The 18485-nt window shown below is 33.1% G+C and carries 18 protein-coding genes; 8 read left to right on the top strand and 10 right to left on the bottom strand.

The features are described 5' to 3' along the window. The first annotated feature begins 75 nt into the window (after positions 1-75). Both gap and ASC72_RS21225 read left to right on the top strand, forming a co-directional pair. Positions 76-1074: a type I glyceraldehyde-3-phosphate dehydrogenase gene (gap, locus tag ASC72_RS21230; RefSeq protein ID WP_056195671.1), complete on the top strand. Its 999-nt coding sequence runs from the start codon at positions 76-78 to the stop codon at positions 1072-1074. A gap of 25 nt (positions 1075-1099) precedes the next feature. Next, a complete protein-coding gene (locus ASC72_RS21225; RefSeq protein ID WP_056195668.1) occupies positions 1100-3274 on the top strand; it encodes an ATP-binding protein in 2175 nt (724 codons plus the stop codon). 22 nt (positions 3275-3296) lie between these two features. Here the strand turns inward: ASC72_RS21225 and lpxK are convergent, their stop codons facing one another. The 3 genes from lpxK to ASC72_RS21210 are packed head-to-tail and all read right to left on the bottom strand — an operon-like array spanning position 3297 to position 4835. Continuing rightward, a complete protein-coding gene (gene lpxK / locus ASC72_RS21220) occupies positions 3297-4319 on the bottom strand; it encodes a tetraacyldisaccharide 4'-kinase (protein WP_056195665.1) in 1023 nt (340 codons plus the stop codon). Between the two features lie 4 nt (positions 4320-4323). Beyond that, positions 4324-4605 (bottom strand): Txe/YoeB family addiction module toxin, encoded by a 282-nt coding sequence (locus ASC72_RS21215; RefSeq protein ID WP_056195662.1) that lies wholly within the window; start codon positions 4603-4605, stop codon positions 4324-4326. Further along, entirely contained in the window at positions 4581-4835 is a 255-nt protein-coding gene (locus tag ASC72_RS21210; protein ID WP_056195659.1) for a DUF2683 family protein, read from the bottom strand. The genes ASC72_RS21215 and ASC72_RS21210 overlap by 25 nt, the downstream gene beginning before the upstream one ends. 196 nt (positions 4836-5031) lie before the next feature. Between ASC72_RS21210 and ASC72_RS21205 the strand changes: the two genes are divergently transcribed. From ASC72_RS21205 to ASC72_RS21195, 3 genes are all read left to right on the top strand, one after another. Then, positions 5032-6126, top strand: coding sequence for a Nif3-like dinuclear metal center hexameric protein (locus ASC72_RS21205; RefSeq protein ID WP_056195656.1), 1095 nt, complete (start codon positions 5032-5034; stop codon positions 6124-6126). A 3-nt stretch (positions 6127-6129) separates the two neighbouring features. Next, positions 6130-6909, top strand: coding sequence for a zinc ribbon domain-containing protein (locus tag ASC72_RS21200; protein ID WP_026982834.1), 780 nt, complete (start codon positions 6130-6132; stop codon positions 6907-6909). 176 nt (positions 6910-7085) lie between these two features. Further along, entirely contained in the window at positions 7086-7958 is an 873-nt protein-coding gene (locus tag ASC72_RS21195; RefSeq protein WP_056195905.1) for an alpha/beta fold hydrolase, read from the top strand. A gap of 149 nt (positions 7959-8107) precedes the next feature. Here the strand turns inward: ASC72_RS21195 and ASC72_RS21190 are convergent, their stop codons facing one another. Next, positions 8108-8788 carry a helix-turn-helix transcriptional regulator gene (locus ASC72_RS21190; protein WP_056195653.1) on the bottom strand — a complete coding sequence of 227 codons (681 nt, stop codon included), beginning with the start codon at positions 8786-8788 and terminating at the stop codon, positions 8108-8110. 74 nt (positions 8789-8862) lie between these two features. On the opposite strand from ASC72_RS21190, the gene ASC72_RS21185 reads away from it, so the two are divergent. The 3 genes from ASC72_RS21185 to rluF all read left to right on the top strand — a co-directional run bounded on the left by ASC72_RS21185 (position 8863) and on the right by rluF (position 11511). Continuing rightward, positions 8863-10014: a cytochrome P450 gene (locus tag ASC72_RS21185; RefSeq protein WP_056195650.1), complete on the top strand. Its 1152-nt coding sequence runs from the start codon at positions 8863-8865 to the stop codon at positions 10012-10014. 15 nt (positions 10015-10029) lie between these two features. Further along, on the top strand, positions 10030-10377 hold the full coding sequence (locus ASC72_RS21180) for an antibiotic biosynthesis monooxygenase (RefSeq protein WP_056195647.1): 348 nt from the start codon (positions 10030-10032) through the stop codon (positions 10375-10377). A gap of 321 nt (positions 10378-10698) precedes the next feature. Then, positions 10699-11511: a 23S rRNA pseudouridine(2604) synthase RluF gene (rluF, locus tag ASC72_RS21175; protein ID WP_056195643.1), complete on the top strand. Its 813-nt coding sequence runs from the start codon at positions 10699-10701 to the stop codon at positions 11509-11511. Positions 11512-11564: 53 nt separating this feature from the next. Here rluF and ASC72_RS21170 read toward each other — a convergent pair whose 3' ends face one another. The 6 genes from ASC72_RS21170 to ffh all read right to left on the bottom strand — a co-directional run bounded on the left by ASC72_RS21170 (position 11565) and on the right by ffh (position 18291). Continuing rightward, the gene (locus ASC72_RS21170; protein WP_056195640.1) at positions 11565-12950 is read right to left on the bottom strand and encodes a DUF4173 domain-containing protein; all 1386 of its coding nucleotides are present in this window, start codon (positions 12948-12950) and stop codon (positions 11565-11567) included. A gap of 55 nt (positions 12951-13005) precedes the next feature. Then, positions 13006-13299, bottom strand: coding sequence for a transcriptional regulator (locus ASC72_RS21165; protein ID WP_056195637.1), 294 nt, complete (start codon positions 13297-13299; stop codon positions 13006-13008). Positions 13300-13307: 8 nt separating this feature from the next. Further along, on the bottom strand, positions 13308-13937 hold the full coding sequence (locus tag ASC72_RS21160) for a hypothetical protein (protein WP_056195634.1): 630 nt from the start codon (positions 13935-13937) through the stop codon (positions 13308-13310). A gap of 843 nt (positions 13938-14780) precedes the next feature. Then, a complete protein-coding gene (locus ASC72_RS21155) occupies positions 14781-15707 on the bottom strand; it encodes a magnesium transporter CorA family protein (RefSeq protein WP_056195631.1) in 927 nt (308 codons plus the stop codon). A 220-nt stretch (positions 15708-15927) separates the two neighbouring features. Then, positions 15928-16812: a bifunctional 5,10-methylenetetrahydrofolate dehydrogenase/5,10-methenyltetrahydrofolate cyclohydrolase gene (locus ASC72_RS21150; RefSeq protein ID WP_056195628.1), complete on the bottom strand. Its 885-nt coding sequence runs from the start codon at positions 16810-16812 to the stop codon at positions 15928-15930. Positions 16813-16938: 126 nt separating this feature from the next. Then, entirely contained in the window at positions 16939-18291 is a 1353-nt protein-coding gene (gene ffh, locus ASC72_RS21145) for a signal recognition particle protein (RefSeq protein ID WP_056195625.1), read from the bottom strand. Positions 18292-18485: the final 194 nt, after the last annotated feature.

Here is an 18485-nt window from a genome sequence, read left to right as displayed (position 1 = left end):
AAAAGGTGAATCGTTTATTTGTTTAATCGTCAAACCGATTAAACAAATAAACGATTAAACAAATAAACAACTCGTTTGAAAACTAGAATTGCCATAAATGGTTTTGGAAGAATTGGAAGAAATTTATTTCGCCTTCTTATAAACCATCCAGAAATTGAAGTGGTTGCGATTAATGATATTGCTGATAATAAAACCATGTCGCATTTGATAAAATACGACAGCATACATGGAGTTTTACCTTTTAAAGTAAGTCACGACGAAGAAGGTATTATTGTGGACGGAAAACATTTTTTGTTTTTTCATGAAAAAAGTATTTTAAATTTAGACTGGAAAAGTCATTCTATTGATTTCGTAATCGAATCAACAGGAAAATACAAAACGCATGAAGAGTTAAACGGACATATTGAAGCTGGAGCAGCAAGAGTAATTCTTTCAGCTCCATCAGAAGTTGATACAATAAAAACAGTAGTTTTAGGAGTAAATGAAAATATTTTAGACGGACATGAATTAATCGTTTCGAATGCAAGTTGCACAACAAATAATGCAGCTCCGATGATAAAAATCATTGAAGAGTTGTGCGGAATTGAGCAAGCGTACATTACAACGATACATTCTTACACAACAGACCAAAGTCTTCATGACCAGCCACATAAGGATTTACGCAGGGCGAGAGGTGCAAGTCAGTCAATTGTTCCAACAACTACAGGTGCAGCTAAGGCATTAACAAAAATTTTCCCTAAATTGCATCAAAAAATCGGAGGTTGTGGTATTCGTGTACCAGTTCCAGACGGTTCATTGACAGACATTACGTTTAATGTAAAACGTGCTGTTACGATAGAAGAAATTAATAAAGCATTTGAAGAAGCCTCAAAAACAAATTTAAAAGGAATATTAGATTATACAGAAGATCCTATTGTTTCTGTTGATGTAATTGGCAATACGCATTCGTGTTTATTTGATGCACAACTTACTTCCGTAATTGACAAAATGGTAAAAGTTGTGGGTTGGTACGATAACGAAATTGGGTATTCATCAAGATTAATAGATTTGATTTTACTGATAAGGAAAACATAAATTCATTGTAAAAGCATTGCCATACATGAAATACCAGCTTCTTATTCTTGTTTGTTTTTTTAATTCATTTTTGTATTCTCAAACTCAAAAAAAGAATACAGATAGCATTTCCTATTATAACAAATTAGCCAACTCAAATCTGGATAAGAAAAAATACAATCAGGCTATTTTTTATACCAAAAAATCAATCGATTTCTGTCAAACAAATGGCAAAAGCGAAGATTTAGCCAATCAAACTTTCAAGCTTGGAAAAATTTTCTACAATCAGCACAAGTATGATGAAGCCCTTAAAAACTTTCACAAAAGCATTTCTTTATTTGACAAAGTAAAACCAACCAGCACAAAGGTTTTGGCTTTAAATTACATTGGCGCCAGTAATTCTGCAAAAGCGAATTATAATGTTGCCAGTGTTTATTATCAAAAAGCAGACAATTTACTAAAACAACTCAAACTTATTGATTATGCTGCAGTTTTAAATTATCAAAAAGCAATGGCATTAATAGCCGGCAAAAATTTACCACTTGCCGCAAAAACTTTCAAAAAAATTGTACAGCAACCAGATAATCCAAAAATCCTCACAACCAAAACAGATTCTTATTACCAACTTGGTTTAATTGAAGCTCATCTAAAAAGAAATGATTCAGCCCTTGTATACTTTGACAATGCTTTAGATTACAGTGTCAAAAACAATAATTTGGTTCAAAAATCAAAGATCATCTTAGCTATAAGTCAGTATTATAAAAAAAATAGAAACTTTGATCTTGCCTACTCTTATCTTGACGAGCATTACCAAATTGAAAATTATATTCTCAAATTAAAAAATGCCAAACTGGATCTTAACGAGTATGAAAAGTTCAAAAAAACACAGTCTATAAGCAACACGCTTAAACGCGAAAGCGAAGAAAAAATACAATTAAAAACCTATCGTTATTCTAAATTGGTTAGTATTTTGGCCATTGCCTTAATTTCTATTTTATCACTTTTAAGTTTAGCTTTATATAAAAACAATATTATTCGGAATCAGAATAATTTACTTTTAAGAGAAAAAAATAAAGAACTTATTTTAGCCAAAAATAAAGCCGAAAAAGCATCAAAAGCCAGATCTGAATTTTTATCTACGGTAAGTCATGAGCTGCGGACCCCTTTGAATGCGATTAACGGAATAACACATTTATTACTCGAAGACAATCCGAAAAAAACTCAGCTTAAATATTTAGAATCCTTAAAATTTTCAGGAAACTATCTTACTACTTTTATCAACGAAATTCTTGAAATCAATAAAATTGACTCTACTAAAGTGGAGATAGAAAACATAAGCTTTAATTTAAAAGAACTTTTATTCAATATCCAAAGCTCCCTAAAAGAATTGGCCACAGCCAACAAAAACTACTTTAATCTCGAAATCGACAAAACTATTCCGGATAATTTAATTGGAGATCCAACTAAATTATCTCAAATCATTTTAAACCTAATCAATAACGCTCTTAAGTTCACTCAAAACGGAAATGTAAATGTAATTGCAAAATTATATGCCATTGAGGAAGAAACTGCAACTGTTTATTTTGAGATTATAGATACCGGAATTGGAATTCCGGAAGATAAATTGCAAACTGTTTTTGAAAGTTTCTCGCAAGGTTCTATTGAAGTAAATCGAAAATATGGCGGAACTGGCTTAGGTCTTACCATAGTAAAAAAATTAATCGAACTTTTAGGAGGTGAAATAAAATTAAAAAGTGAAGTTGGCAAAGGATCTACATTTACTTTCAAATTAAATTTCAGCATTAACAGAGAGCCTTTAGTAATGATTACAGAAGCAAAACCGTATAACGACAAACAATTAAAGCACAAATCTATTTTATTGATTGAGGACAACAAAATCAATCAGATGATTACACGAAAAATGTTGGAAAACAAAGCTATTTGCTGTGAAATTCTCGACAATGGCGAAGAAGCGGTAGAGCTTTTAAAAGTCAAACATTTTGACATGGTTTTAATGGATGTACATTTACCAGGCATTAACGGAACAACTGCTACAAAACTCATCAGGGAATTTGACAAAACTACTCCCATTATTGCTTTAACAGCCATTTCGCTTGACGAAAACAGAGATATGCTTTTATCCTTCGGAATGAATGATGTGATTACAAAACCTTTTGTGCCGGACGAATTCTATAGTATAATTGCGAAGTTTTTTGATTGATTCTTTTAAAGATTCTAAGTTGCTAAGATTCTAAGCCTTTCCTAATATACTCTAAAACTGCTGCATCAAAATTTTTGTGGTTACTCATCAAAGTACTTTTTATTGGTAGATAATACAATTGTGAAACCAATTTAGAATCCTTTAAACGAACGTAATCTTTCTCTGTTGTAATTATTTTTTTACCGTTTGCTTTGTTTTGAATTTCATCTAAATCAGAATCCGAAAAATGATGATGATCCGGATAAGTCAGGCATTCATCATTTTCATTTTTTAAATAATCAAAAAATGGTTTTGGTTTCGCTATTCCGGCCAAAAGTATTTTTGCTTCTGATTTAATTTCATTTACGTTGATTTTCTCCTCTTTACTATAAATTGTATTATCATAATCTATAAAAGTAAAATAGATTTGCTGTGAGCTCTTTACATTCAATTTCAATCTAATTTCTTCTTGATTTTGATTAGATAAATCTTTTGGGCATTTGGTTACCACAATAATATTAGCACGGTTGGCCCCGCTCCTGCTTTCACGCAAATTTCCGGTTGGCAGCATAAAATCATCTGCATATAAATCTCCGTAAGAAGTTAACAGAATATAAAATCCGGCTTTTACTTTTCGGTGTTGATAAGCATCATCCAACAGAATTATTTCTGGTTTTTCTTTTTGAGAAAGCAATTGTGTAATTCCGTTTGTTCGATTTGCATCAACTGCCACCTGAATATTCGGGAATTTTTGATAAAACTGAAAAGGTTCATCACCAAGAGTTTCAGCATTTGATGTTGCATCCGCCAAAACAAAACCTTCAGATTTACGCTTGTAACCACGACTTAAAGTGGCAACTTTATATTTATCAGATAATAACCGAATAAGATATTCTATTTGAGGTGTTTTCCCTGTTCCGCCAACGCTTAAATTTCCGACAGCAATTACCGGGATATCGAATGAAGTTGATTTTAGAATTCCCTTATCGAAAAGGAAATTCCGAATTGAAGTTATGAATCCGTATAAAACGGCGAATGGGAAAAGTATTTTTCGAAGTATCTTCATAGAGTTATTTATCAGAATAATGCCCCATTGCAGAAATTACAAAAACTGTTACAATATCCTCTTCAACGCGGTAAATCATGCGATCCTTTTGATTAATGCGTCTTGACCACAATCCTAAATATTCATGTTTCAATTGCTCAGCACTACCAAATCCTTCGTATGGATTTTCCGTTAGATCAATTAAAATTTTAGCAATATTTTTAATAGAAATCTTATTTCCTGATTTTTTATGTTTTTCAATATCCTGATTCGCGATTTTAGTTACTTCAACCCTAAACTTCCCCATATATCATTCGGATCTAGCGTTGTCGTTTCGCCATTTTTAATATTTTCTTCTGCTTTTTTAATTTTTGCAACAAATTCAGGACTGTATATACTCTCTTCTTTTTTCTTTATTTTTTTTGGAGAGCCTGTTTCAATAATTTCTATTCCATCAACACCTTTAAAAAAAGCTTCAAACATAGCCATAAATGCTTTTCCTGTTTTAGTGCGTTCGTTAATTTTTATTGTTGTCATAACTTTGGGTTTATAGCTACAAATATACAAAAATGCACAACTAGTGTAAATAATTTATACTAATGATGTAATTTGTTGATACTAAAAAAGTCTTTTCAGAAATCGATATTGAGTTATCAAGTATATTTTTTTTCGTTAATTTGTTTTAAGTTTCAATCTACAATACAAGAAACCTGAAACCTAAAATAAAAAGAAAATGAAAATTAAAGAAATAATTGCAGTACTCGAAGAAATGGCTCCTTTGGCTTACGCCGAAGATTTTGACAATGTCGGGCTTTTAGTTGGTGATTCAGAAACGGAAAGCACGGGCGTTTTAGTTTGTCATGACACTCTGGAGAATGTAATTGAAGAAGCCATTGCAAAAAAATGCAATTTGGTGGTTTGTTTTCACCCGATTTTATTTTCCGGAATCAAAAAAATAACCGGCAAAAATTATGTTGAACGTGCAATTTTAAAAGCCATTAAAAATGACATTGCGATTTATGCTGTTCATACTGCTCTTGACAATCATTCGCAAGGTGTTAATAAAATATTCTGTGATATATTAGGATTGGAAAACACAAAAATTTTAATTCCGAAACAGAATTTCATACAAAAATTAGTGACTTATACCGTTCCTGAGAATGCTCAAAAAGTGCGTCAGGCGCTGTTTGATGCTGGTGCTGGAACTATTGGCAATTACGACAATTGTAGTTTCAACTCAAACGGAACAGGAACCTACAAAGGCAATTATAAAAGCAATCCGGTCGTTGGAAAACGTCACCAATTAACCGAAACTGAAGAAATAAAAATTGAAGTTACTTTTGAGAAACATTTGCAATCCAGAATATTAAAAGCACTTTTTGAAAATCATATTTATGAAGAAGTAGCTTATGAAATTTATGAACTTCAAAATTTGCATCAAAATATTGGTCTGGGAATGATTGGTGAATTTGAAACTCCAATGAATGAAAAAGACTTTTTACTTTTCGTAAAAGATAAAATGATTGCAAAAGGAATTCGCCATTCTGCCTTTACAGGAAAAAAAATCAAGAAAGTAGCAGTGTTGGGAGGTTCAGGAAGTTTTGCCATAAAAAATGCAATTCAGGCCGGAGCCGATGCTTTTTTGACTGCCGATTTAAAATACCATCAGTTTTATGAAGCCGAAAACAAGTTACTTTTAGCAGATATTGGTCATTTTGAGAGCGAACGCTATACAAAAAACTATATTGTTGATTATCTTCGAAAAAAAATCCTTAATTTTGCCATCATTTTATCAGAAGAAAATACAAATCCAGTTAAGTACTTATAGAATATGGCGAATACGAAAGAATTAAGTGTTGAGGACAAGTTAAGAGCAATATACGATTTACAGCTTATTGACTCTAGAATTGACGAAATCAGAAACGTAAGAGGAGAACTTCCTTTAGAAGTGGAAGATTTAGAAGATGAAGTTGCAGGTTTGAGCACTCGTTCAGAGAAACTGAAAAGTGAACTTGAAGTGATTGAGGATCTTATCAAAGCAAAGAAAAATGCTATTGATGAGCACAAAGAGGTTATCAAAAAATACACAAAACAACAAGAATCAGTTCGTAATAACAGAGAATTTAATTCTTTGACTAAAGAGGTTGAATTTCAGGAATTAGAAATTCAATTGGCTGAAAAGCAAATCAAAGAAATGAAAGCTTCTATCGAACATAAAAAAGAAGTTATTTCTAACTTAAAAGAAAAACTTGACGCTAAAAGTTCTCATTTAAAACATAAAAAATCTGAACTTGATGCAATTATGTCTGAGACTCAAAAAGAAGAAATCTTCTTATCTGAGAAATCAGCTGAGTTTTCAGGTCAAATTGAAGAAAGATTATTGGCTGCTTACAACAGAATCAGAAGTAGTGTTCGTAATGGTTTAGCTGTAGTTTCTATCGAAAGAGGAGCATCTGCAGGATCATTCTTTACAATTCCACCTCAAACACAGGTAGAAATTGCTTCAAGAAAGAAAATCATCACCGATGAGCACTCTGGAAGAATTTTAGTTGACAGCGCATTAGCCGAAGAAGAAAAAGAAAAAATGGAACAATTGTTCTCTAAATTCTAAATATAAATCCCGATCTAATCGGGATTTTTTTGTTTAAAATTTTTCGCCACGAATTACATTAATTTCACTAATTTTTCATCCTAAGAATAAAAATTCGTGCTAAATTTGTGTAATTCGTGGCGATACTTTTTATATCCTGTTTCGGAAAATTATATTTTATCATTAAAACATTTGCTTTGGGAATAAAAAAAGGAATTCGTTTCATTACATTAAAATCGGTCGGACAATATATCAACTTCCTGAGTTATGTTCGTCCGCAAAAAGCTGTTGAACTTTCATACGCACTTTTTAGCCAGCCTCGAATTGGAAGACTGCAAAAAGAGACTTTACCCAAAATTCTAAAAAACACTGAAACAGAAACGTTTCATCACAACGAACATCATTTTCAGACGTATGTCTGGAAAGGAAACGAAACTAAAATACTCCTTGTTCATGGCTGGGAAAGCAATGCTTCGCGCTGGAAAAAAACCTTACCACATCTTCAAAAATCAGGAAGCACTATAATTGCTATTGATGCACCCGCACACGGACAAAGCAGCGGAAAAGAATTTAATGTTCCGCTTTACGCTGAATTTATTAATAAAGCCGTTGAAAAATATCAGCCGGAAATTATTATTGGTCACTCTATTGGCGGCGCGGCTTGTGTTTATCATCAGTATTTATTCCCAAATACCAGTATTAATAAAATGGTGATTTTGGGCGCTCCTTCAGACCTAAAAACGTTGATTGACAATTACATTTCAATGTTGAGTCTGAACACCAAAATGTTTTCGCTTTTAGAAAGCAAATTCATGAATCGTTTCAACTTTAAGCTAGAAGATTTCTCGGGACAAAAATTTGCATCCGAATTTAATGTTTCAGGTTTAATTGCCCACGATACTTCAGACAAGATTGTTGCTTTTGAGGAAGGTAAAAAAATAGCCAGTAATTGGAAGAATAGTCAGTTTATTGAAACTAAAGGTTTAGGGCATGGCATGCATGATGATGAATTGTATCAGAAAGTGATTGCCTTTTTGTTTGGTAAAGGTTCTGAGCCACTAAGTCGCTAAGGCACTAAGATTTTTTCTTTGAAGAACCTAATTTCCTTTGTCATCCTGAGCGAAGTCGAAGGAGCGTAAGTGGCTGGATATAGATTGACGATTTTCTGTGTGGAGTTTCTTGTGTTCCTTCGACTTCGCTCAGGATGACAAAAAACTTTCTAAACAACAATCTTAAAATACCGCAACAACTCCTTTTCTCCTTTTCCCGTTATTGTTACCGCTCTTGAATTTTTATTTCTTCTAAGCCAGTCTTCGGTTATCATTTTGTTTAATAATAACGCTCCAATAGAACCCGCGATATGATTTCGTCTTTCGCTCCAATCCAGGCACGGTTTTAAAAAGATTCTTTTTTGTTTTTGGGCATCTTCCAGATTAATACCGAAATCTGAAAACCATTTTTCTCCTTCCGAAGAAATTTCAAAAATGCCATTCTTTTCGATAATTATTTTCTGTTCCAATAAACTATCAGCTAAGGCAACACCAATTTTTCCCGCTAAATGATCGTAACAAGTCCTGCAGTATTTTACAGGAGGATATTCTTCGGATTTCTTCTTTGTAGAAACTTCAGGTTTTGGAATAAGATTCGCCACGGCTTCGACAGCGTAAGCAACTTCCTTATTCGAAAATCTATAATATTTATGACGTCCTTGTTTTTCAACACAAATCAAATTGGCATCCAGCAATTTTCCTAAATGCATACTGATATTTTGCGCTGATGTCTCGACTGCAATGGCCAATTCGGTTGCGGTAAAGGCTCTTCCGTCGAGTAAATTCCACAAAATCGAGGCGCGCGTTGCATCACCAATTAAAGTTGCCGTTTTTATAAATTGATCTTCCATTTTTATTTCATAGTTAAATGCAGACTGAACTATTCCCTTGTAAAGTTAAATAACTTTGCTAAAAACAAAACGAAATGACCTCAAGTTTATTCCTTCAATCTGATGTTCAAAATCCTTATTCGATATATAAATCAATGTTGGAAAAACATCCCGTTTATTGGGATGAAACCAATAAAATCTGGGCGATTTATTCTTATAAATATTGTGTTGAAATTCTCAAAAATACAAATACACAAATTCCAGTTGTAAATCCAAATAATGAACAAAAGCTGAATGAATGTGCTTTGAAAATTCTCAGTAATTTAACCCGATTATCAAATGGACAGCAACATGAAATTTCAAAAGAAATTGCAACGCTGTTGTTTTCTAATATAAAATCGGTTGATAATAGCAAAATCATTTCATCACTGATTAAAAATGATTTAGTTGATACTAAAATTGATTGGGTTAATTCTGTTGGTAAAAAATTACCGCTTCTTGTTCTCTTGAAAAGTTTTGATTTTGAAGAAAATGATTGTGAATTTATTTCAGATAGAATAGAATCTTTTAGCAAAATTATGCTTCCGCAGAAAACAGAAGAACAAATACTATTCATTAATAAGAATTCAGAAAAATTCTATTCTATAATTGAAAAACATCTTTCTTCTTTATCATTTTACAATTCCTTATTGATCAAAATTTCCAACCAATATAATTTTTCATCAAAAGAAATTATTCCAATTGCAGTTAGTAATTTTATCGGTTTGTGTATTCAGAGTTTTGATGCCGGGCGTGGAATTTTAAGTAATTCTTTATTGCAAATTATTCAACATAAAACATTTTCGAATAAAACTGAAATAGAAAAATCAGTTATTGAAACCTTACGCTTTGATCCTCCAATTCATAATACAAGACGAATTGCAAGTGAAGATTTTCACATCGGCGGAAGCCAAATTAAAAAAGGTGATTCGATATTAATCGTTCTGGCTTCGGCTAATCGGGATTGCGAAAAGTTTGAAAATACTATGAATTTTGACATTGAAAGAATCAACAACAATGAAAACCTTACTTTCGGAGCTGGCGGTCATGGTTGTCTGGCAAAATATTTTTCCATTCACCTTGCCACTGAAGCTTTGTGTTTTTTATTTCAGAGTAATAAAACCATTTCGTTGTTAGAAAATCAAATTCAATACGAACCACTTATAAATGCCAGATTACCAAAAGAAATCTGGATTTCAATTCAATAATAAAAACACAAAACTATGATAGCTGTAATTTTTGAAGTCATTCCAAACGAAGGAAAAAAAGAAGAATATCTGGATATCGCTGCTAACCTGCGACCAGAATTAGATTCTATCGAAGGATTTATTTCGATAGAACGTTTTCAGAGTTTTAGCGATCCTGAAAAGGTGTTGTCTTTGTCTTTTTGGAAAGATGAAAAAAGTATTCAACAATGGAGAAATCTGGAAATGCATCGCCATGCACAATCAAAAGGTCGAAATGAGATCTTTAAAGATTATCATTTAAGAATTGCCCATGTTGTTCGGGATTATGGAATGTTTGACAGGAAAGAGACGCCTGCCGATAGCTCTATTTTCCATAAACAGTAGGTTCTTAGGTATTAAGATTCTAAGGTTTTTATTTTGATTGAAATATGATAGAAATAAAAGAAAAGTCCCAGCGGGACAATATGTTTATAGAAATAATTAAAGCGAATTATCAAGCCCCATTGGGGGCGAAATGTTAATATTAGGACAATAAAAAGTATCACTCCTCTGGAGCTTTTATTACTGAATTTGTAAATCAGCTATAAATATGATGCTCCGCTGGAGCTTTAGCTATATTGCATAAAAATCTAAAATTATAAGATGTCACCAATCTAAAATCTAAAATCTAAAGTCTAAAATTTAAATTTTGCCTACTTTTGCAGTATGGAAGAGAATTTAAAACGTCTGAATAAATTTATTGGAGAAACTGGCTATTGTTCTCGTCGTGAGGCCGATAAATTAATTGAAGAAGGACGCGTAACGATAAATGGAGTTGTACCTGAAATGGGAACCAAAGTTTCACCGGATGATGAAGTACGCATAGATGGAAAGTTAATCGTGGAAAAACACGAAAAAATGGTTTATCTGGCTTTCAACAAACCGGTTGGAATTGAATGCACCACCAACTTAGAAGTTCGAAATAATATTGTCGATTATATTAATTACCCTAAACGTATTTTCCCAATTGGAAGATTGGATAAAGCCAGTGAAGGATTAATTTTTATGACCAATGACGGCGATATTGTAAACAAGATTTTACGCGCCAGAAACAATCACGAAAAAGAATATACGGTAACGGTTAATAAACCGATTACGGATCGTTTTATACAAAGAATGGGAAATGGTGTTCCGATTCTGGATACGGTGACCAGAAAATGTAAAGTAGAACAAATTAGTAAATACACCTTCAAAATTATTCTGACACAAGGTTTAAACCGCCAGATTCGAAGAATGTGTGAATATTTAGGTTATGATGTAACCGCTTTGAAGCGTATCCGAATTATTAATATTTCTTTGGATGTTCCGGTTGGGCGTTATCGCGATTTGACTGATGATGAAATCAAAGAATTAAATCATTTGATTGAGCCATCAAGCAAAACGGAAGAGGCAAGTTTACCAAAAGCGGAAGCGCCAAAACGAAGAACAGAATTTATTTCAAAACATGATCCCCGATTTAAGAAAAAAGGAGATTATTAAAATGATATTATAAAAGAAATCCGTTCAATTGAACGGATTTCTTTTATTGTATATTACTTCTTATTTAAAAACTCATAATATAAAGCCTTAGATAAAAATGTAGTATTCTGATATTCATCAATTATCTCTTCTCTTCTAATTTCTGTAGATTGTCCGTCTAAATTATTTTTTAAAAAATAATCGCGTCGTGCGTCATCATTAAAATTCAGGTCACTTAAAAATCTTGGTTCCACCCCTTTATTTACTGAAATATTATAATTTGTAATTATGCTTCCCCAATTAACATAACTACATAAAAGAACAGTTCCATAAAAATACCAAACCATTTGGTTCACTAGGTAAGCATTTGTTTTCTGTCTTCTAATTTTTAGAAAAGCGTAAACTAAACCAATAATAGCTAAAATAAGAAAAGCGAAAACTCCCAAACGTTTGTAAGTCAAACCAAAGAAAGACACATATTCAGCATTTTTAATAAACGTACTTACAATCAAAACTCCATTTAAAAAAATCCAAATTTTTGCCAGTGTTTTAAGTGAACTTGCTTGTTTATCAAAATTGAATCCGCCTTTGAAATAAAACATGATTACACCAACTGCCATTAGAATTGAGAAGATTACTGAATTTACCCTTTCATGCGTGTCAGCACTTAAGTTTGATTTTTCTACAACTTCGAAAAACTGTTCGTAATTGTAGGTTACGATAAATACCAAAAGCATTAAATTCAAGAGTATTAAAGTGATTACACCACTTTTTCTTTCGAAATCCAAATCAAGAAATGAAAATGTGTTTTGATTTTTTACTTCGGCTATATTGCTGAATTCATTATCCAGAAGTTCATTTTTTTGGTAGCAAACTTCAGGAACCCAATAATTCCAGAAACTAAATGAGATATAGAAACCCAAAATTCCAATTATAACGAGATTTCCCAGATTGATATCTAAAGTGTAATCTGTAAATAAAGAAGAGAAATGATCACTTCCAAAAGAGTATACTATAAAAAACAGAATTAAGAAAATGGCAGGAATCACAAAAAAGGCAACTAGTTTTTTAGCAAAATTATTATGGATTTTCTTTTCCGGAAGCCATTGCTTAAACATTAAAACGCGACCTAATGAAGTAATTCCGTTTAGAAATACAAGGGGGAAAATCTGAACCATTTTCAGTTTAGGATCCTGCGTTTTGAACTGTAAAAAAAGAACAGACATTGCCAAGGCTAAAAAAGAAGCAAAATCTCCGTACCAGGCAAAAGCCAGACAAGACAAAACCGATGTAACAACTAAGATCAAATGTGATCTTTCAGAAAAACGGTCCTGGAAGAAATAACAAACAAAGCCGGTTAAAACAAGTCCAAAAATTGACAAGTTAACGCCTAAATCTTCTTTGTAAAAAAGCAGTAAGAAAATCAAACTGCAAACTAAAATAATGTGATGTTTTTTCATTTTGATAAATTTAAAAGTACTTTGTTTTTCAAAGTAATTAGGCAAAAAATTTTGGTTATTGGGATTTCATTAATTTTTCAAGGTACGACAAGTGTTCTTTAAAGGCCAAACGACCTCTTTCGGTAACGCTATAAGATGTTTTTGGCTTTTTACCAACAAACTCCTTTTTAACAACAATATATTCTGATTTTTCAAGCGCTGAGGCATGACTGGCCAGATTACCATCTGTAATGTTCAGCAAGGTTTTCATTTCGGTAAAATCGACCCATTCATTCACCATCAGAATGGACATAATTCCCAATCTGACACGGCTTTCGAAGTCTTTATTTAATTTATCAATAATTCCCATTGCGTGGATTATTTATACTTTTTGAACATTATTAATCCGTACAAGATATGCAAAATACCAAATCCAATGATCCAAAAAACTAAACCATATCCAATAAAAAAAAGAGAAATACTTCCTAAAATCAATTGACAATATCCTAAATATTTAATATCCGAGAAAGTATATTTCTCAGCATTAATAAGCGCCAATCCGTAAAAAAGCAAAGTTGACGGTGCTATTAAACCATAGTTTTGATGGTATAAAAGTGACAAACAAAATACACCTCCTACTGTTAATGGAATTGCTAAGTTAAACAGCATCTTTTTTGTAGCTGATGTCCAAATTGGCAAATTGTACTTTTTACTTTTTCTGATGGTAAAAGCCAATCCAAAAACAAATGCACAAACCAAAATGACAATTCCGGTTACAAACAGTTCTGAAACCAATTTCGATGGAACTTTATATACTTCATCACCATATACTTCATCAGCAAAATATTCAATACCGTTTATCTTAAACAATTGATAAACATACAATCCGCCAATTAAAGCAGAAAGTCCTGCAAAAACTCCTGAAAGCCCGCTTAGGGATATAAATCTTGAAGAGCGCTCCATCATGGAACGAATGTGTGCTAAATCTTCTTGGTGCTTCTGATTCATAAATAAAGTACTTTGTACTGCAAAGTTATATTTTATTTTGAATTGACAAACAAATAAAATGTTTTTTTTTATTTCAACTGAGTTTTATATCTGTGATTCATCATTTTAAATATTGATTCGATCAGCTCTGGCGGAGCAACATGTTTATAGCTAGTTTATATCTTTGATAGCTCCAGCGGAGCGATATATTTTATTAATTGTACCTGGAAATATATCACTCCTACGGAGTTCTGCAAAAACAAAATTCATGATTTCTATAAATATGTTGTCCCGCTGGGACTTTATTGTTAACAGAGAGTCAGCTCCGGCGGAGCAACATGCTTATAGCTAGTTTATATCTTACATGATAGCTCCAGCGGAGCGATATATTTTATTAATTGTATCTAAAAATATATCACTCCTACGGAGCTCTGCAAAAAACAAAATTCATGATTTCTATAAATATGTTGTCCCGCTGGGACTTTATTGTTAACGAAGAGATCAGCTCCGGCGGAGCAACATGCTTATAGCTAGTTTATATCTTACATGATAGCTCCAGCGGAGCGATATATTTTATTAATTGTGCCTGGAAATATATATCACTCCTACGGAGTTCTGCAAAACAATTCATAAATATCTATAAATATGTCATCCCTCCGGGATTTGATAGATTCCTGAGTTTCGCGTGAGGGATAGGAATAAGCTACCGAAGTAGCATGGATAGCCCGACCGTATTTGCGAAAGGCGCACATAAGCGGCATGTTAAATAGCGCCTTTTGCAAATACGGTCACGCCCAAAGTATTAAAAACAAAAAAGCCTATTCAAATGAACAGGCCTTTCTAATATTTTTATTTTAAGTTTGATTAAAACCATCTTCTTCTTTTGAATAAAAACACTCCAAAAGCAGATAACACGACAGAAATTAAAAGTAGAATCCAAATACCATATTTGCTTTCTTCTAAACCATTCGGAACATTCATCCCGTATAGACTGGCAATTAATGTTGGAATCATCAAAATGATAGAGATTGAGGTCATTTGTTTCATGATGTTATTCATGTTGTTAGAAATCACCGAGGCATAGGCATCCATCATTCCGGTCAAAATATTGCTGTAAATATTTGCCGTGTCCTGCGCCTGACTTAATTCGATATCGACATCTTCCAGAAGATCTAAGTCGTAATTGGCTTTATGGGCTTTTAAATTTTTAACACGGTGAAACAAAACGTCATTTCCTTTTAGGGAAGTAATAAAGAACACCAGGCATTTTTCGATTTGAAGCAAGGCTTGCAATTCTTCGTTTTTGATGGATTTCTCTAAATTATCTTCCGCCAGTTTTATTTTTTGATTGATTTGTTTGAGATATTTTAAATACCAAACACTTGACGATAATAACAACCTTAGGATTAAGTCGTAGTTATCCTGAATTTCAATATTTTTTCTTTTTGAGTACGATACAAAATCTGCGATAATCTCTGTTTTATAAAAACTGATGGTCACACAGATATCTTCTTTAAAAACCAAACCTAGTGGAATCGTTTGAAAAGGTAATTTGATGTCGTTGCTTTTTATGGGAACACGCATAATAATTAGCGTCCAGCCGTCTTCGATCTCTATACGGGGTCTTTCGTCGATATCTTCGATATCATTATAAAATGCTTCAGGAATTTGAAGTTCTTCTAGTAAATATGTTTTTTCTGCTGGTGTTGGAGATTCAATATTAATCCAGCAATTTGGAGTCCATTCCGGGATTGCAATTAATCCGTTATTGTTTTTGTAAAAGGCTTTCATTTCAAAATACAGGGTTTTATCATAGCATTTTGAAAAGATCAAAAGCTATTTTTAATTAAATACTAACGAATAATAATCGTCCATCGGAGAAGTTTTTTTTAAGTGTGGCAAAAGTATCCTTTATTTTTAAGAACAAAAATTTTAAACTATTAATTATATATTAAAAACAACAAAGCCCATTCAAATGAATAGGCTTTGTTTATCGGTATTTTATGAAATTTTATTTTCTTGCACTTCTCATTTTACGAGCCAGAAGTGTATTTTTCAACAACATCGCAATTGTCATTGGTCCTACTCCACCCGGAACTGGTGTAATAAATGAGGCTTTTTTGCTTACTCCGTCAAAATCAACGTCTCCCTTAATTACATATCCTTTTGCATTTGACGCATCATCTACACGGGTAATTCCAACATCGATGATTACAACTCCGTCTTTAACCATATCTCCTTTTAAAAATTCAGGAACTCCTAAAGCTGTAATAATGATATCTGCATTTTTAGTAAATTCTGCTAAATTTTTAGTACGGCTGTGTGTCAACGTAACGGTTGAATCTCCAGGATTTCCTTTACGGCTCATTAAAATACTCATTGGTCGCCCTACGATATGGCTTCTTCCAATAACTACAGTATGTTTTCCAGAAGTTTCTACTTTGTAGCGCTCTAACAATTCCATGATTCCGAATGGTGTTGCCGGAATAAAACTTTCCATTTCAAGCGCCATTCTTCCAAAGTTTGTTGGGTGAAAACCATCTACATCTTTATCTGGATCAATTGCTAAAAGAATTTTTTGCTCGTCGATATGTTTTGGCAACGGCAACTGAACGATATATCCATCAAGATTATCATCTTCGTTTAATGCTGCAATTTTTGCTAATAAATCGGCTTCGGTAATATCTTCAGGTAAAGCTACTAAAGTTGAATCGAAACCAATTTGCTGGCAAGATTTTACTTTACTTCCTACGTAAGTTAAACTTGCTCCGTTGTTTCCCACAATAACTGCTGCTAAATGAGGCACTTTTCCTCCTGCTGCTTTTATGGATTGAACTTCGGCTGCGATTTCGTTTTTAATGTCTTCTGCTGTTTTTTTACCGTCTAGTAGTTGCATTGTTTTTGTTTCAAGTTTAAAGTTTCATGTTTCACGTTAAAAGTGAAACGTATATTTATTTATTGAAAAAAGTTTCAAATTTCTGTTTCAAAACCTGAAACCTGAAACTTGAAACTTTTAATTTTATTATCTCGGCATTCCGCCTGGCATTCCTTTCATGCCTCCCATCATTTTCATCAGGTTTTTTCCGCCCGGACCCTGCATCATCTTCATCATTTTGCTCATTTGGTCGAATTGCTTCATTAACTGATTTACTTGCTCGACTTTGGTTCCGGAACCTTTTGCGATTCTGGCCTTCCTTTTTACGTCGATAATGGCAGGTTTACTTCTTTCGATTGGTGTCATCGAGTGAATGATTGCTTCAATATGTTTAAAAGCATCATCTTCAATTTCTACATCTTTCATGGCTTTTGAAGCACCTGGAATCATTCCTACCAGATCTTTCATATTACCCATTTTTTTCACTTGTTGAATCTGCGTTAAGAAATCATCAAAACCAAATTCGTTTTTAGCGATTTTCTTTTGAAGTTTTCTTGCTTCTTCTTCGTCAAATTGTTCTTGCGCTCTTTCTACAAGCGACACAACGTCACCCATACCTAAGATACGTTCCGCCATACGATCTGGATAGAAAACATCAATTGCTTCCATCTTCTCGCCTGTACCCACAAATTTGATTGGTTTGTTTACAACCGATTTAATCGAAATTGCAGCTCCACCACGAGTATCACCATCTAATTTTGTTAAAATAACTCCATCAAAATTCAGGATATCGTTGAAAGCTTTTGCCGTATTTACAGCATCCTGACCTGTCATTGCATCCACAACAAACAAAGTTTCCTGAGGCTGAATTGCTTTATGAACACGAGCAATTTCATCCATCATTTCTTTGTCTACTGCCAAACGACCAGCCGTATCGACAATAACTACATTGAAACCGTTTGCTTTTGCGTGTTTGATTGCGTTTTGAGCAATTTCAACAGGGTTTTTATTTTCTGGTTCTGAGTAAACCTCAACACCTATTTGATCTCCCACAACATGCAACTGATTGATCGCCGCAGGACGGTAGATATCACACGCTACAAGAAGTGGTTTTTTATTTTTCTTAGTCTTTAAAAAGTTGGCTAATTTTCCTGAGAAAGTCGTTTTACCAGAACCTTGCAATCCTGACATTAAGATCACAGATGGAGTTCCTGAAAGATTAATTCCGGCAACATCGCCACCCATTAATTCAGTCAACTCATCTTTAACTAACTTCACCAATAATTGTCCTGGCTGAAGTGTTGTTAAAACGTCCTGACCAATTGCTTTTTCTTTTACTTTGGTTGTAAAATCTTTTGCAATTTTAAAGTTAACATCGGCGTCTAATAAGGCACGACGAACTTCTTTTAAGGTATCGGCAACGTTTACTTCTGTAATTTTACCGTGTCCTTTTAATATATGGAACGCTTTATCTAACTTATCACTTAAATTATCAAACATATTATTTTCTTTATTTGAAGTGCAAAGATAATCTAATTAGATATTTCAGGCAATTTTTATTTAGCTGCATTTAACCGCAATGTACGCAAAGATCTATGCAAGGTTCGCAATGTTTTTTTGCTCGCAAAGTCGCAAAGCCGCAAAGCTCTATTTTTTTTAAGTAACTGAATGTTTTTGCTCTGAAAATAACGAAG

This window comes from Flavobacterium sp. Root420 (assembly GCF_001427905.1).
GTDB lineage: Bacteria > Bacteroidota > Bacteroidia > Flavobacteriales > Flavobacteriaceae > Flavobacterium.
This window is presented reverse-complemented; position numbering and strand designations above follow the sequence as displayed.

Bases quoted from the DNA above. Each gene is read 5' to 3' on its own strand.
- ASC72_RS21225 (WP_056195668.1), top strand. From the start codon at position 1,100: ATGAAATACCAGCTTCTTATTCTTGTTTGTTTTTTTAATTCATTTTTG.
- lpxK (WP_056195665.1), bottom strand. From the start codon at position 4,319: ATGAAGATACTTCGAAAAATACTTTTCCCATTCGCCGTTTTATACGGA.
- ASC72_RS21215 (WP_056195662.1), bottom strand. From the start codon at position 4,605: ATGGGGAAGTTTAGGGTTGAAGTAACTAAAATCGCGAATCAGGATATT.
- ASC72_RS21210 (WP_056195659.1), bottom strand. From the start codon at position 4,835: ATGACAACAATAAAAATTAACGAACGCACTAAAACAGGAAAAGCATTT.
- ASC72_RS21205 (WP_056195656.1), top strand. From the start codon at position 5,032: ATGAAAATTAAAGAAATAATTGCAGTACTCGAAGAAATGGCTCCTTTG.
- ASC72_RS21200 (WP_026982834.1), top strand. From the start codon at position 6,130: ATGGCGAATACGAAAGAATTAAGTGTTGAGGACAAGTTAAGAGCAATA.
- ASC72_RS21190 (WP_056195653.1), bottom strand. From the start codon at position 8,788: ATGGAAGATCAATTTATAAAAACGGCAACTTTAATTGGTGATGCAACG.
- ASC72_RS21185 (WP_056195650.1), top strand. From the start codon at position 8,863: ATGACCTCAAGTTTATTCCTTCAATCTGATGTTCAAAATCCTTATTCG.
- ASC72_RS21180 (WP_056195647.1), top strand. From the start codon at position 10,030: ATGATAGCTGTAATTTTTGAAGTCATTCCAAACGAAGGAAAAAAAGAA.
- rluF (WP_056195643.1), top strand. From the start codon at position 10,699: ATGGAAGAGAATTTAAAACGTCTGAATAAATTTATTGGAGAAACTGGC.
- ASC72_RS21170 (WP_056195640.1), bottom strand. From the start codon at position 12,950: ATGAAAAAACATCACATTATTTTAGTTTGCAGTTTGATTTTCTTACTG.
- ASC72_RS21165 (WP_056195637.1), bottom strand. From the start codon at position 13,299: ATGGGAATTATTGATAAATTAAATAAAGACTTCGAAAGCCGTGTCAGA.
- ASC72_RS21160 (WP_056195634.1), bottom strand. From the start codon at position 13,937: ATGAATCAGAAGCACCAAGAAGATTTAGCACACATTCGTTCCATGATG.
- ASC72_RS21155 (WP_056195631.1), bottom strand. From the start codon at position 15,707: ATGAAAGCCTTTTACAAAAACAATAACGGATTAATTGCAATCCCGGAA.
- ASC72_RS21150 (WP_056195628.1), bottom strand. From the start codon at position 16,812: ATGCAACTACTAGACGGTAAAAAAACAGCAGAAGACATTAAAAACGAA.
- ffh (WP_056195625.1), bottom strand. From the start codon at position 18,291: ATGTTTGATAATTTAAGTGATAAGTTAGATAAAGCGTTCCATATATTA.